Raw genomic sequence first — 14,170 nt, forward strand, 5'->3', positions numbered from 1 at the left:
GGAAGGTCACAGCGCCGCGCTCAGTTCCTTGATCTCGCGGTTCAGGATCCGGTCGTTGTCGGCATAGTCCACCGGGCAGTCGATCAGATGCACCCCCGGTGTTGCCAGCGTGTGCTTCAACAGCTCAGGCAGATGCGCCGCACTCTCCACCCGGTGCCCGATCGCCCCATAGGCCTCGGCATATTTGACGAAATCGGGGTTGCCATAGGTCAGGCCGAAATCGGCGAACCCCATATTGGCCTGCTTCCAGCGGATCATGCCGTAACTGCCGTCGTTGAGGATCAGCACGGTCAGGTCGAGCTTCAGCCGGACCGCAGTCTCCATCTCCTGGCTGTTCATCATGAAGCCGCCATCGCCACAGATCGCCATCACCTTGCGCCCCGGACACACCATTGCCGACGCCATGGCGGAAGGCAGGCCGGCGCCCATCGTCGCCAGCGCATTGTCGAGCAGCACGGTATTCTGCTTGCGCGCCGGATAGTTGCGGGCGAACCAGATCTTGTAGACGCCATTGTCGAGCGCGATGATCCCGTCGCTCGGCATCGCCGCCCGTACCGCGCGCACCAGGCTCGCCGGGAAGATCGGGAAACGCTCGTCGCCGTCGAGCGAGGCGGTATGCGCCACCTCGGCCGCCCGCGCCGCCTGCATGGCCTCGAACGACCAGCCGGCGGAGGGCACGATATCCTCCTTCATCTGCCAGATGGCATTGGCGATATCGCCCAGCACCTCGATCTGCGGGAAATAGACCGGGTCGACCTCGGCCGACCGGCTCGAGACATGGATCACCTCGGCCCCGCCCGCCTTCATGAAGAAGGGCGGCTTCTCGATGACGTCATGGCCGATATTGACGATCAGGTCGGCCGCCTCGATCGCGCGATGGACGAAATCCCCGGCCGAAAGCGCCGCGCAGCCGAGGAATTTCGGATGCAACTCATCGATCACACCCTTGCCGAGCTGCGTGGTGACGAAGGGAATCCCCGTCTTCTCGACGAATTGGAGCAGCATTCGCCCGGTCATCTTGCGGTTCGCACCCGCGCCGATCACCAGCACCGGCGACCGGGCGTGCTCGAGCCGCTTCACCGCGGCGCGCACCGCCTTTGGCTCGGCCGAGGGGCGGCGGCACAGGCTTGCCTTGATCGGGCGGCTCTCGGTCAATTCCTCGGCAACGTCCTCGGGGAATTCGAGATGAGTCGCGCCCGGCTTCTCCTCCTCGGCCAGGCGGAAACTCTCGCGCACCCGGCTCGGGATATTGTCGGCGCTGGCGAGCTGATGGGTATATTTGGTGATCGGCCCCATCATCGCGACCACGTCGAGGATCTGGAACCGGCCCTGCTTGGATTTCTTGATCGGCTTCTGCCCGGTGATCATCAGGATCGGCATGCCGCCCAGCGTCGCATAGGCCGCCGCGGTGACGAGATTGGTCGCGCCCGGGCCGAGCGTCGCCAGGCACACGCCGGTCTTGCCGGTATGCCGGCCATAGGTCGCGGCCATGAACCCCGCGCCCTGTTCGTGCCGGGTGAGGATCAGCTTGATCGAGGAACGTGACAGGCTGTCGAGGAAGTCGAGATTCTCCTCGCCCGGCACGCCGAAGACATACGCGACGCCTTCTTCCTCGAGGCACTTCACGAAAAGGTCCGAGGCTTTCATCGATCGTTCCCCCGTGGCGGTTGAATCACCGAACAAAACGACCAGTGCTCGAGCCGACTCTGCCGGACGACTTGCCTCGCTGAAATAGTGTATTCTTTGGCCAATAGAAAGCCGCGACTCGAAGCGGCCGGTCGCGTCAACCTGGGCTGATCAGCCGAAAAGGGAGGACGGAAATGGCAATGACCGACCATGTCGACCTGTCGACATTCATGGAGGGCGTAAAGAAGCGTAACCCCGGGCAGTCGGAATTTATTCAGGCGGTTCAGGAGGTAGCGCAGGATATCTACGAGTTTATTGCCGACAAGGAAGAATATCACCACTACCAGATCCTCCGCCGCATCGCGGAGCCCGACCGGATCGTGTCGTTCCGCGTCTGCTGGGAGGACGACAACGCCAATATCCGCGTCCAGCGCGGCTGGCGGGTCCAGAACAACAATTCGATTGGGCCGTACAAGGGCGGCATCCGCTTCCACCCTTCGGTCACCGAGAGCGTATTGAAGTTCCTAGCCTTCGAGCAGACCTTCAAGAACGCGCTGACCGGCCTGCCCATGGGCGGCGGCAAGGGCGGCGCGAACTTCAACCCCAAGGGCAAGAGCGATCACGAAGTGATGCGCTTCTGCCAGAGCTTCATGACCGAGCTCTACCGCCATGTCGGTGCCGATGTGGACGTGCCGGCCGGCGATATCGGCGTCGGCGGGCGCGAGATCGGCTATATGTTCGGCCAGTACAAGCGCATCACCAATCAGTTCACCGGCGTGCTGACCGGCAAGGGCCTTGAATATGGCGGCTCGCTGATCCGCACCGAGGCGACCGGCTATGGCGCGGTCTATTTCCTGCAGAACATGCTCAGGACGCGCGGCATGGACCTGGAGGGGAAGACGGCGGTGATCTCCGGATCGGGCAATGTCGCTACCCACGCGGCGGAGAAAGTCACCCAGCTCGGCGGCAAGGTGCTGACGCTCTCCGACAGCGAAGGCTTCGTCCATGATCCCGACGGCATCGGCCAGGAAAAGATCGACTGGGTGAAGGCGCACAAGACCAGGCGTCGCGGCCGTATCTCTGACTATGTGGCGGAATATCCCGGCGCGAGCTTCCATGCCGGCATGACGCCATGGGGTGTGCCGTGCGATGTCGCCTTGCCCTGCGCGACCCAGAACGAGCTGCTCGGTATGGACGCGCGGGCGCTGGTCGCGGGCGGCTGCATCGCCGTGGCGGAGGGTGCGAACATGCCGACCAACCTGGAGGGCGTGCATGTCTTCAAGGAGGCGCGCATCTTGTTCGCGCCGGGCAAGGCAGCCAATGCCGGTGGCGTTGCCGTGTCGGGGCTCGAGATGAGCCAGAACAGCGAACGCCGCGCCTGGAAGGAGGCGGAGCTGCAACAGCTCCTGCTCGACATCATGGAGGGCATCCATGATCGCTGCGTCGCTTATGGGCGCGAGCCCGACGGCTATATCGATTATGTGAGGGGCGCGAACATCGCCGGTTTCAAGAAGGTCGCTGACGCGATGCTGGCGTTCGGCGTGGTGTGAGTCGCGTCGGGGCGATCCACCTGACCGCCCCGACTGGACCGAATGCTATGGGTTGACCGGATCCTGACCTTGGCCCGGTTGCGGCGTATCCTCCCGATTCCGCTCGAAATACTGGTCGATGATCGGGTTCGAGACCAGCGGATCGTCGATTGACCCGGCTTGTGGACGGGCGTCGCGGAGCAGGCCGGCAAGCGCATCGGAGCCCGTATCGGACAGGGCGAACGGCCCGATCGGCACCTGGCCCGGCCCGGGCACGAACACAGCGAAGCCGGATGACGTCACCGCCACGGTCGTGCCGCCGCCTGCGACATCGATCGCACCGGGGGTTTCGCCCTGAGCGTTCGGGCCCGGGCCGCGCAGCAGGATCAGCGACGCGGTTTCGGGGTCGGCGGTGAAGCCGGCCGGCACACCCGCTTCGGCACGGGCGATGCGGATCGCATCGGGGCCGATCGCACCCTCGACGATCGTGCCGCGGATGCCGATCGATGCCACGGGCGTGCGGATCGACGACTGACCGGGATTGGCGTGGAGTGGCTTGCCCGACATGAAGCGGAACGCGCCCTTCGCCACCGACAGGCCGACCGAACTCGCCTTGCGGTCCGGATCATAGACGAACCGATCGACCTTGATCCGGGCATTGCCGCCGACGGTAAAGGTCGTGCGGTCGAGCAGCATCACCTGCAGCACGCTCGCGCGCCCGGTCTGGATATCGTTGCCCAGCGAGACGCGCTCCTTCAGCACTGCCTTATGCAGCGTGGGCTGCGCCTGGGTGGTCATGCGCACGTCGTTCACGACCGCTGCGTTGACACCGACCGTCTGCGCCGATGCCGGAGTTGCGGTCAGCGCCAGCGTGGCGACCGCGAGAGGGGTGATATGGCGGATCATCTGGAGCACTCCTCAGCGGCCGAATGTGTAGATGAGGCGAAGCTCGCCGCCGACATTGTCATAGTCGTGCAGGAAGCTTGTCCGGTTATAGTCGCGGCGCGCATAGCTGGCGGCCGCTTCGATATCGAAGCCGGTGTCGCCGATCGGCGTGCCGATCGCGGCGCGGCCGAACAGCCGGGTCTCGATCTGGCGATTGCCAAGCGGGTTGGTGCGATAGGCGAGGTGGCGGATCGTGGCCGACAGGCCGGCATAGGTGCCGCTGTCGTCGATCGGCAGCCGCGCGGCCGCATAGATCCTGCCGCCGGTATAGCCGAGATAGACGGTTTCCGCGGTCTTCTGTTCGAAGGCGCCGCCGATCATGTAGCTCGCCTTCGCGCCCGCCTCGGCCGCATAGTCCAGCGCCAGATCGTAGCGCGTGCCGTCACGGTCGAAGACCGGGCGGGAGCCGGCATAGTCCTGGTGCACGACCTCGCCGCGCAGCGTGATACGGTGCGTGTCGCCGGGCATGGCAATGGCGATCTGGCCGCCATATTCGCCGACGAATTCCTTGCCGGCGATGCGGCCATAGCGGCCGACGGCGCCGAACGAGACGTCGAGACCGCCAAGCTGGTTGCCATAACCGATCCGGCCGGTGCCGATCTGATAATCGAGCTTCGGGCCCGACACCGAGTCCTTGGCCTGCGCGCTGACCCCGCCATAGACATAGCCGCTGCCGGCCTGGGCCCGCCCGTCGAGCCGCGCCGAAGCGATGAAGGAAAGGCCATCGTCGCGAACGGCCGGCGTGCCGAGGTCGAACTGGGCGAGCAATGCGCCGAACGCATCGCTGTCATAGGCGATGCCGGCGGTGATCTCGCCGGTCAGGCCGTTCGCCGAGCGCGCCGGCGCGCTGGCCGGCACGGTGATTGCTCCGCAAGCCTGTTGCGCCTCGCCTAGGCTGGCATCGCTCACCTTCAATCCGGCGAGCTTGGTCATCTCGATCCGCGCCCGCTGCCGATCATCGAGCTTGCACAGGACGGCGATATAATAGAGCCGCGCCGCCACATTCTTCTGATCCGCCTGGCGGAGCAGGACACGTTCCAGCGTCGCCGCGGCGCCGGGCAGATCGCCCTGACCCTCCTGGCTGCGGGCAAGCGCGAGGGCCTGGTCCGGTGTGGCGGAGGCGTCGATCAGCGCGTCGATGGCGCCGGCATCCTGCGCCATCGCCGGCGTAGCCGCCGCGATCGCGGCGACGGCCATGACGGCGGCCATGCATTTACGCAAGATATCGTCCGAAAGCATTCATATTCCCCCTTAAATTCGATATTACCTGGCCTTTAGAGGGCCGGAGAACCAAGATCTGCCGATGAAAGGCCGGGCAACGAGTGCAGGCAATACTCGCCGGTTGCCGGGCCGTTAGCATCGCGAAACGATATCCGTAACGCCTGTTCGTTGCATTTCCGTCATCGCTGACGCGTGGTGATCGCGATAATGTCCCTTGCCGGGATGCCGAACGGACTGAGCGGCACGGGCGCGCGGCGCATTAGCGCTGCTCGCGGAGCTGCCGTAACAGGCACGGCCCAGGCACGGTATTTACAATCGCTGTTAAGGAATCGCCGGGATGATCGCCGCGCGGCGCGTTTGCGCCTCCCTGGAAGACGGAAGAGAGTGAGCGCGATACGGTCGCCGATCTCAAGCGAGCCGAATCAGTCGCTAAAGGAAGTGGAGGCCCGACCGGGAATCGAACCCGGGTGCAAGGATTTGCAGTCCTCTGCGTCACCACTCCGCCATCGGGCCAGAGGCGGGCGCAGATGCTTCCTTTTTGTCGCGGGGTCAACCGTGCTTGGGTCGACAGGAGCGATTCACCATCAAGCCATGGAAAGGACACCGATCTCGCTTGACGCGGGTCATGCGGGCACGGGATGATCGCACCATGTTCTCGATCTTCCTGACGCCGGACTATTTTCCCTTCGCGGTCGCTTTCGTCGTCATGCTGGGCATCGGCCTGGTCGAGGCGGTCGGCCTGGGGCTGGGGCATCTCGATCTCCACCCGGGTATCGATGGCCATGCCGAACTGGATGCGCATGGCGTGCTCGAGTGGCTGGGCCTGGGCGGCGGGCTGCCGCTCCTGGTCTGGCTGACCTCGCTGCTATGCTGTTTCACAATAGCCGGCATCGCGGTTCAGCAGATCGCGACGGGGGTCCTTGGGGCGCCGTTGCACTGGGGCGTCGCGTCGGCGGCCGCGCTCGGGGCCGGTGGTCTTGCCAATGTCTTCGCCGCGCGGGGGCTCGGGCGGATCCTGCCCGGCTACGAATCCAGCGTCATCGATCCAGGGGATCTGCTCCGCCGCCGCGGCACCATCCTGGAGGGTACCGCGCGCCGCGGCTTTCCGGCCCGCGCCCGGATTGTCGATCAGCATGATCAGGCCCATTACGTCATGGTCGAGCCACATGACGATGCCGACACCATTGCCCAGGGCGAAACGGTCCTGCTCGTGCGCCGCGAAGGCGTGATCTTCTATGCATTGCCGGAAAACCATCCGACCCTGCGTCCGCTGCTATAACAAATCTTCCCTAGGAGAATCCCGTGCCCGCATCCCTGCTGAACATCCTGATCTACGCAGGCATCGCCATTGTCGGCCTGATCGTGATCATGTTGATCCTGACGCGGCTCTATCGCCGCGCCACCAAGGACGTAGCGTTGATCCGCACGGGCTTTGGCGGCGAGAAAGTCGTCCTCAATGGCGGCATTCTTGTCTTTCCGGTGCTGCACGAACTGATGCAGGTCCGCCTGACCACGGTGAAACTCGAAGTGTCGCGTCTTAACAAGGACGCGCTGATCACGATGGACAAGCTCCGCGTCGACGTGGTCGGCCTGTTCCACATCAAGGTGAAGCCCGACGCCCAGTCGATCGCCGCCGCGGCTCAGACGCTGGGTGAATCGGTCAACAGCCCGGATGCGGTGAAGGCGTTGCTCGACGGCAAGCTGGTGTCGGCGTTGCGCTCGGTCGCGGCGACGATGACGATGGAGCATCTCCACGCCAACCGCGCCGACTTCATCCAGAAGGTGCAGGAAGCGCTGATGACCGATCTGGACATGAACGGCTTCCAGCTCGAATCGGTCTCGATCACCCATTTCGACCAGACCGCGTTCGAGCATTTCAACGAGAACAACGCGTTCGACGCCGAAGGGCTGACCGTGCTCACCCGCACGATCGAGGAGCGCAAGAAGATCCGCAATGACATCGTCGCGACCAACCGGGTCGAGATCGAGCAGCGCAACCTCGACGCCAACAACCAGTCGCTCGAAATCGCCCAGGCGGCGGAACAGGCCCGGCTGACCCAGGAACAGACGCTCGCCGCCCGCCGTGCCGAGCAGGCGACCGCGATTGCCACCGCCGAGGCCGAACAGACCCGCCTCGCCGAGATCGCCCGCATCACCGCGGAACAGGCGCAGACGGTCGCGCAGACCGAGGCCGACAAGGTCATCCAGACCGCGACCATCGCCCGTGACGGTGCGGTCCAGACCGCGACGATCGAGCGCGACCGCAATATCGAGCTCGCCCGTATCACCACGGCGGTGCAGACGGCGCAGAAGTCCGAGGAGGAATCGACCGCCACCGCCGCCGCCAACGAGGCGCGCGCCCACGCCGTCCGCGCCGAGGAAAGCGTTGCGACCGCCAAGGCGACCGAAATCGCCAACCGCACCAAGAACGTGGCGGTCATCGCCGCCACGCAAAAGGCCGAGGAAGAGGCGGTCGGCATCACCGTCGCCGCCCGTGCCGAGAAGGAAGCCGCCGAAGCCCGCGCCATCGCGTTGCGGACCGAGGCAACGGCGGACGCGGACGCCGAAAAGGCCCGCGCCGAGGGCCGCGCCGCCGCGTTCAAGGTCGATGCCGCTGGCCAGACCGCGATCAACGAGGCCACCAACGTCCTCAACGATGCGCAGACCGCCTTGCTGATCCGCAAGGCGATGCTCGAGGCGCTGCCCGGCATCATCGCCGCCGCGAGCAAGCCGATGGAGCAGATCGACAAGATCAGCATCCTCGACGCGCGGGGCCTGCACGGCAATCCGGGCGGCACGGATGGCGGTGAAGGGGGTAACCTCGCCGACGCAGCGGTCGCCGCGGCGATGCGCTACCGCGTCGGCGGCCCGCTGATCGACGCGCTGATGGCGGAACTCGGCATGGGCGGGAACACGCTCAATGGCCTGCTCGGCGGTGCCGCACCCGCGCCGGTGGCGCCGGTGATCGTCACGGAAAAGGATTCGTCTGAATAGGAGCAATCAGGATGAAGGGGCGGTCGGCGGCCGAAATTACCGCGCGTCCCTACCCCTGCCGCCGTCTCCCGCATCAAGCAGCCGAGTCGCGAAGTCGTCCTTCACCATCCGCCGCCCGCACCCGCGACACACGCTTTCGCGGCGGCCGTCGACGAGGCGCGAATGCCTGCTCGATCGGACATGACGCCCCGTTGCGCATCGAATGAGCTGCAAAAGGTGCATCCGGAGTCCTCCTGGTGCCTGACTCGGCCACCCTGTTCCTGCTGCAATGACGAATGACATGATGTGATCGCAGGAGGATCACATCGCCTCCTCGGCGATCGAACGGTGACAAAGACCGACCGTCGTCGCGACCGCCCTGCGTCCGACGCTCCGTCTCGCCATTATTTCTACGATGCCGAAAACGATCCCCATATCGCTAGAAATAGCGACACGATCGCCAACGCCGCTATTCCGGCACCATGATCCACGAACCCGTCTACGCCGATAAGGCCCGGGACTGCGGCAACGCGCCGTCTTTCGTGCCTGAAGCTACCGCGCGTCCGTACCTCTGCCAGTGACGCCGTCTCCGGCACCAAGAAGCCGAATCGCAAAGTCGTCCCTCACCATCCGCCGTCCGCAGCCGCGGCACACGCTTACCCGGCGGCCGTCGACGAGGCGCGAGTGCCTGTTCGATCGGACATGATGCCCTGTTGCACATCGAATGAGCTGCATGAGGTGCACCTTGAGTCCTCCTATTGCCTGACTCACCCACCCTGTTCTTGCTGCATAGCACAATAGAGATGACATGCGATTGACGATCGAATGAATTCGTCCCGGGAATCCCTGCATTCGCCCCGCTGTGGCTCTGCGGTCGCGCTTTGATAATATCGCCTCGGCTGCGCTTGGCGCGGGCGCCAGCGCGCGATACAAGCCGCGCAGCGAAACATGTGTATTGCATGACTAAAACAGTTGTGCGACAGGGTGACCCGATGGAAATGACCGGACTCGATTCAGCCCGCTTCGAGGCGATGCGCCACGCGATGGTGGCGAGCCAGCTGCGCACCAACGCGGTGAGCGATCCGCGCATCGTGACGGCGATGGCGCGCGTGCCGCGCGAGGCGTTCCTGCCGGCCGAGGTGCGCGCGATCGCCTATCGCGATACCGCCGTTCCGCTTGGCCATGGACGATATCAAAACGTGCCGATCGCGACCGGCCGGCTGCTGACCGAAGCCTATCTGCTGCCGGCCGATCGCGTGCTGCTGATCGGCGCGGCGGGCGGCTATACCGCCGCCGTGCTCGCCGAGCTGGTCGCGCATGTCGTCGCGGTGGAAAGCGATCCCGTGCTCGCCGCCCAGGCGCGCGCGGCGCTCGCTGGCCAGGCCAATGTCACGCTGATCGAAGGCCCGCTCGATGTCGGTCATGAGGGCGGGGCGCCCTATGACGCGCTGGTGATCGACGGCGCCGTCGAGCATGTGCCCGAGGCCCTGATCGCGCAACTCGCCGCAGGCGGCCGCGTCGTCACCGGCATCGCCGATCGCGCCGTTACCCGGCTCGCCTCGGGCCGCAAATCGGGTGGCGGCTTTGGCCTGCTCGATTTCGCCGATATCGACTGCGTTCCGCTGCCGGGATTTTCCCGGCCCAAGACCTTCACCTTCTGAAAGATGCCGCGAACCATGCGACGGACCCATTTGCTAGCCGGTGTTGCGGTGATGCTGACAACGACGGCACCGGTGGCGGCGGAGACGCTGCGCGGCGCGTTGGTGAAGGCCTATAACACCAACCCGACGCTGGCGGCGGAGCGCGCCAATGTCCGCGCCATCGACGAGAATGTGCCGATCGCGCGTTCCTCGGGCCTGCCGGGCGTCAATTTGACCAGCGGCTATACCGAGAATGTGCTCGATTCGGCGCCGAGCATCACCTCGCCCGATCGCCAGCTCACCGCGGCGACCACCCTCACGGTGCCGGTGTTCAGCGGCGGCGCGGTGCGCAATTCGGTGCGCGCGGCCGAGACCCGCGTCGATGCCGGCCAGCTCGGCCTGCGCGGGACCGAGGCGGACCTGTTCACCAACGTCGTCGGCGCGTACATGGACGTGATCCGCGACGAAGCGATCGTCTCGCTCAACGAGCAGAATGTGAAGGTCCTCGACGTCAATCTGCAGGCGTCGAAGGATCGCTTTCAGGTCGGCGACCTGACCCGCACCGACGTCGCCCAGTCCGATGCCCGCCTCGCGGTCGCGCGCAGCCAGCTTCAATCGGCCCAGGCACGGCTGATTTCGAGCCGGGAAAGCTATATCCGCCTGGTCGGTACGCCCCCGGGCGAGCTGGAAGTGCCGCCCGAATTGCCCAACCTCCCGGGAAGCCCGGACGCAGCGGTCGATGTCGCGCTGAAGAACAATCCGACCCTGCTCGCCGCGCAGAAATCGCGCCAGGCGGCCGGTTACGACATCGATGTCGCGCGCGCCAACCGGCTGCCGCGGGTCAACCTCAATGTCGGCGGCAATTATTACAATTATTTCGATTCGGTCGGGGCCTCGGTCGGCCTGCCCAATGCGGGCTCAGCCGGCACGGTCGGCGTCGGGCTCACGATGCCGCTGTTCCAGGGCGGTCGCCCCGCCGCGCAGATCCGCCAGGCGCAGGAGCGCCGCGCCCAGGCGAACGAGCAGGTGACGGAAACCGAGCGCGGCGTGATCTCGCAGGCCCGTTCGGCCTATGCCGTCTGGCGGTCCTCACTCGAAGTGATCGCCTCGTCGGAAGTCGCGGTGAACGCCAACAAGCTCTCGCTGGAGGGCGTCCGCGCCGAGAACAGCGTCGGCAACCGCACCATCCTCGATATCCTGAACGCCGAGCAGGAACTGCTCAACTCGCAGGTCACCCTGGTGACGGCGCGCCGCGACGCCTATGTCGCCGGCTTCGCGCTGCTCGCCGCGATGGGCGACGCCGAGGCCAAGGACCTCGGTCTGGAGGGCGGCCCGCTCTACGATCCGGTCGCCCACTACAAGAGCGTGCGCGGCAAGATCTGGGATTATGGTTCGCAGCCGGACCCGGTTTCAACCAGCACCAGCACTGCGAATACGCCCGCCCAGGGCTCGGTTGTCACGCGCCCGCTCGATCCGATCCTCGACGCCCCTGTATATCCCGCAGTTGACACAGGGACGCCGAATCCCGCAGGTGGCGTCAAGTAAAGGCCGCTGACGAGCGGTCTTCGGTCACGAGGTTCGTTCGATGGGGGATATCAGCGCTGAACCGTCGATGGAGGATATCCTCTCATCGATCAAACGCATCATCGCCGAAGAGGGCGAGAGTGCTACGGCGAGCCGCGCCCGCCGCACCACGGCGCGGACGGTTGCGCCCAGGATCGAGCCCGGTTCGTTCGGGCATGACGAGATCCTGGAACTCAGCGATCCAGTACGATTCGTCGAGGATGAAGAGGAAGAGGCGCCCATGGCTGCCGAGGAACCCGCCGTCCGTTCACCCGTTGTGCCAGCGTCGATGGCACCCCCTCCCAAGAACCCCGCCGCCGCGCCTGTCGCTCCCCCAGCGGATCCGATCCTGTCGCACCGCGCGGCCGAGGCGAGCCGCGGCTCGCTCGACGCATTGTCGCGCATGATCATCAAACCGGAGGTCCAGGGCAGCGACACGCTCGAGGCGCTGGTGCGCGAGATGCTTCGCCCGATGCTGCGCGATTGGCTCGACACCAATTTGCCCGCGATGGTCGAGACGATGGTCTCGCGCGAGATCGCCCGGATCACCGGCGCGCGGTAACCGGATTTCGCGCCCGCCCGATTGCGGGCGGCGCGGCCTTCTGCTCTATCGGCGGGCATGAAAATGCTCCTATCCGCGAGTGTCCTCGCGCTCACCGCCGCCGCTGTGCCCGCTCATGCCCGCCAGCTCACCATCGACGACGTCACCATGCTCTCGCGGGTCTCGTCGCCCACCGTGTCGAAGGACGGCCATTGGCTCGTCTGGCAGCAGCGCGAAACCGATCTCGTCGCCGATCGCGGCCGGTTCGACCTGTGGCGGCTCGACCTGACGAAGAAGGGCGCCGTCCCCGAACAACTCGTCGCCGAGCCCGACGTCAACGAAACCAGCCCGCAATTCTCGCCTGACGGCGCGTCCGTCTATTTCCAGTCCGACAAGAATGATGCCGACGCCGTGTGGGTCGTCGCGGTGACCGGCGGCGCGCCGAAGAAGGTGACGAATTTCGAAGGCGGCTTCAGCGGCTTCAAGATCGCGCCGACCGGCGACAAGCTGCTCGTCTGGGCCGATCGCCGCCCCGGCGCGCCGAGCCTCGAGCCGGCGATGGTCAAGAAGGACCCAAACGCCGGCGCCGGCCGCACCTATGACCAGCTGTTCGTGCGCCATTGGGATACATGGGCGGACGGCACCCGCTCGCAGCTCTTCGTCCTGCCGCTGACCGCCGAGGGTGCCACCGGCAACGGCGTCGCGATCGAGGGCGGACTCGTCGGCGACACTCCGTCAAAGCCGATGGGCGGCGGCGAGGAAGTCGACTGGTCGGCCGACGGCAGGACGGTGTTCTTCGCCTTGCGCGAAGCCGGCCGGATCGAGGCGACCTCGACCAATCTCGACATCTTCTCGGCACCGGCGGACGGCTCCGCCGCGCCGACCAACCTGACCCCCGACAATGACGGCATGGAGAACCTCCCGACCGCATCGCCCGACGGCAAATGGCTGGCCTATTTCTCGATGAAGCGGCCTACCTATGAAGCCGATCGCCAGGTGCTGATGTTGCGCGATCTCGCCACTGGCCAGGTCCGCGCGTTGACCGAAGGCTGGGATCGCTCGGTCGCGTCGATCGCTTGGGCTGACAACGGCAAAACCATCTACGTCACCGCCGACGATACGCAGGAAACCCCCGCCTTTTCGGTCGACGTCGCCAGCGGCAAGGTCGTGCGGCTGACCCAGGAAGGGCATGTCTCCTCGCTCAACGTCACGCCCAAGGGGCTGGTGCTGGCGATGAACAGCCTGACCGCGCCGGATGATTTCTACCTGCTCTCGGGCAAGAAGACCGCACGGCTCACCTCGGTCAACGCGTCGAAGCTGGCGGATATCGAGATGCCGACCGTCACCCGCTTCAGCTTCGCAGGGGCGAACAACGACACGGTCTGGGGTTATGCGGTCAAGCCCGCGGGCCTTGTCGAGGGTGCGAAGGTGCCCGTCGCCTATATGGTCCATGGCGGTCCGCAGGGGTCGAGCAACAACAGCTGGTCCTATCGCTGGAACCCTGCGGTGTTCGCCGGTGCCGGTTACGGCCTTGTCGCGGTCGATTTCCACGGGTCGACCGGTTACGGCCAGGCCTTCAGCGACGCGATCCGCGACAATTGGGGCGGTTGGCCGCTGGAGGATCTGCAAAAGGGCCTCGCCGCCGCGACGACCAAATTCACCTGGCTCGACGGCGACAATGCCTGCGCGCTCGGCGCTTCCTATGGCGGCTATATGATGAACTGGTTCGAGGGCAAATGGCCCGACCGGTTCAAGTGCATCGTCCAGCATGACGGCGTGTTCGACGCCCGCGCCATGGCGTACGAGACCGAGGAACTGTGGTTCGACGAATGGGAACATGGCGGCAAGACCTATTATGAGGATCCCGCCGCATTCGAGAAATGGAACCCGGTCAATCTCGTCGACAAATGGAAGACCCCGATGCTGGTCATCACCGGCGAGAAGGATTTCCGCATCCCCTATACCCAGGGCCTCGCCGCCTTCACCGCGCTCCAGCGCCGCGACATCCCGTCGCGCCTGCTGGTCAACCCGAACGAGAATCACTGGGTGCTGAAGCCCAGGAACAGCCGCCAATGGTATCGCGAGGTGCTCGGCTGGATGGACAAGTGGACGGGGAAGAAGGCGGAGTAAGC

At 65.5% G+C, this 14,170-nt stretch carries 10 protein-coding genes and 1 tRNA gene; 7 read left to right on the plus strand and 4 right to left on the minus strand.

Features of this window, described 5'->3' with window-relative positions; genetic code table 11:
- Window positions 1–6: 6 nt before the first annotated feature.
- The gene (locus tag AC1RT8_RS00415; RefSeq protein ID WP_493073004.1) at window positions 7–1,647 is read right to left on the minus strand and encodes an acetolactate synthase large subunit; all 1,641 of its coding nucleotides are present in this window, start codon (window positions 1,645–1,647) and stop codon (window positions 7–9) included.
- Window positions 1,648–1,820: 173 nt separating this feature from the next.
- On the opposite strand from AC1RT8_RS00415, the gene gdhA reads away from it, so the two are divergent.
- Window positions 1,821–3,176: an NADP-specific glutamate dehydrogenase gene (gene gdhA, locus AC1RT8_RS00420; protein ID WP_493073008.1), complete on the plus strand. Its 1,356-nt coding sequence runs from the start codon at window positions 1,821–1,823 to the stop codon at window positions 3,174–3,176.
- A gap of 45 nt (window positions 3,177–3,221) precedes the next feature.
- On the opposite strand, the gene AC1RT8_RS00425 is transcribed toward gdhA, so the two are convergent.
- The 3 genes from AC1RT8_RS00425 to AC1RT8_RS00435 all read right to left on the minus strand — a co-directional run bounded on the left by AC1RT8_RS00425 (window position 3,222) and on the right by AC1RT8_RS00435 (window position 5,834).
- On the minus strand, window positions 3,222–4,061 hold the full coding sequence (locus AC1RT8_RS00425; RefSeq protein ID WP_493073012.1) for a FecR family protein: 840 nt from the start codon (window positions 4,059–4,061) through the stop codon (window positions 3,222–3,224).
- A 12-nt stretch (window positions 4,062–4,073) separates the two neighbouring features.
- On the minus strand, window positions 4,074–5,309 hold the full coding sequence (locus AC1RT8_RS00430) for a hypothetical protein (protein ID WP_493073016.1): 1,236 nt from the start codon (window positions 5,307–5,309) through the stop codon (window positions 4,074–4,076).
- Between the two features lie 451 nt (window positions 5,310–5,760).
- Window positions 5,761–5,834 (minus strand) — tRNA-Cys (locus AC1RT8_RS00435).
- Window positions 5,835–5,946: 112 nt separating this feature from the next.
- Here AC1RT8_RS00435 and AC1RT8_RS00440 point away from each other — a divergent pair.
- The 6 genes from AC1RT8_RS00440 (at window position 5,947) to AC1RT8_RS00465 (ending at window position 14,168) form a co-directional block, all read left to right on the plus strand.
- Window positions 5,947–6,600, plus strand: coding sequence for an OB-fold-containig protein (locus AC1RT8_RS00440; RefSeq protein ID WP_493073020.1), 654 nt, complete (start codon window positions 5,947–5,949; stop codon window positions 6,598–6,600).
- 23 nt (window positions 6,601–6,623) lie between these two features.
- Entirely contained in the window at window positions 6,624–8,315 is a 1,692-nt protein-coding gene (locus AC1RT8_RS00445) for a flotillin family protein (protein WP_493073024.1), read from the plus strand.
- 971 nt (window positions 8,316–9,286) lie between these two features.
- The gene (locus AC1RT8_RS00450; RefSeq protein WP_493073029.1) at window positions 9,287–9,955 is read left to right on the plus strand and encodes a protein-L-isoaspartate O-methyltransferase family protein; all 669 of its coding nucleotides are present in this window, start codon (window positions 9,287–9,289) and stop codon (window positions 9,953–9,955) included.
- A gap of 51 nt (window positions 9,956–10,006) precedes the next feature.
- Window positions 10,007–11,479 (plus strand): TolC family outer membrane protein, encoded by a 1,473-nt coding sequence (locus AC1RT8_RS00455; protein WP_493073034.1) that lies wholly within the window; start codon window positions 10,007–10,009, stop codon window positions 11,477–11,479.
- Between the two features lie 40 nt (window positions 11,480–11,519).
- A complete protein-coding gene (locus AC1RT8_RS00460) occupies window positions 11,520–12,059 on the plus strand; it encodes a DUF2497 domain-containing protein (protein ID WP_493073036.1) in 540 nt (179 codons plus the stop codon).
- 57 nt (window positions 12,060–12,116) lie between these two features.
- Window positions 12,117–14,168: a S9 family peptidase gene (locus tag AC1RT8_RS00465; RefSeq protein ID WP_493073041.1), complete on the plus strand. Its 2,052-nt coding sequence runs from the start codon at window positions 12,117–12,119 to the stop codon at window positions 14,166–14,168.
- The last annotated feature ends 2 nt before the right edge of the window (window positions 14,169–14,170 follow it).

This window comes from Sphingomonas sp. GW821-FHT10F11 (assembly GCF_058809095.1).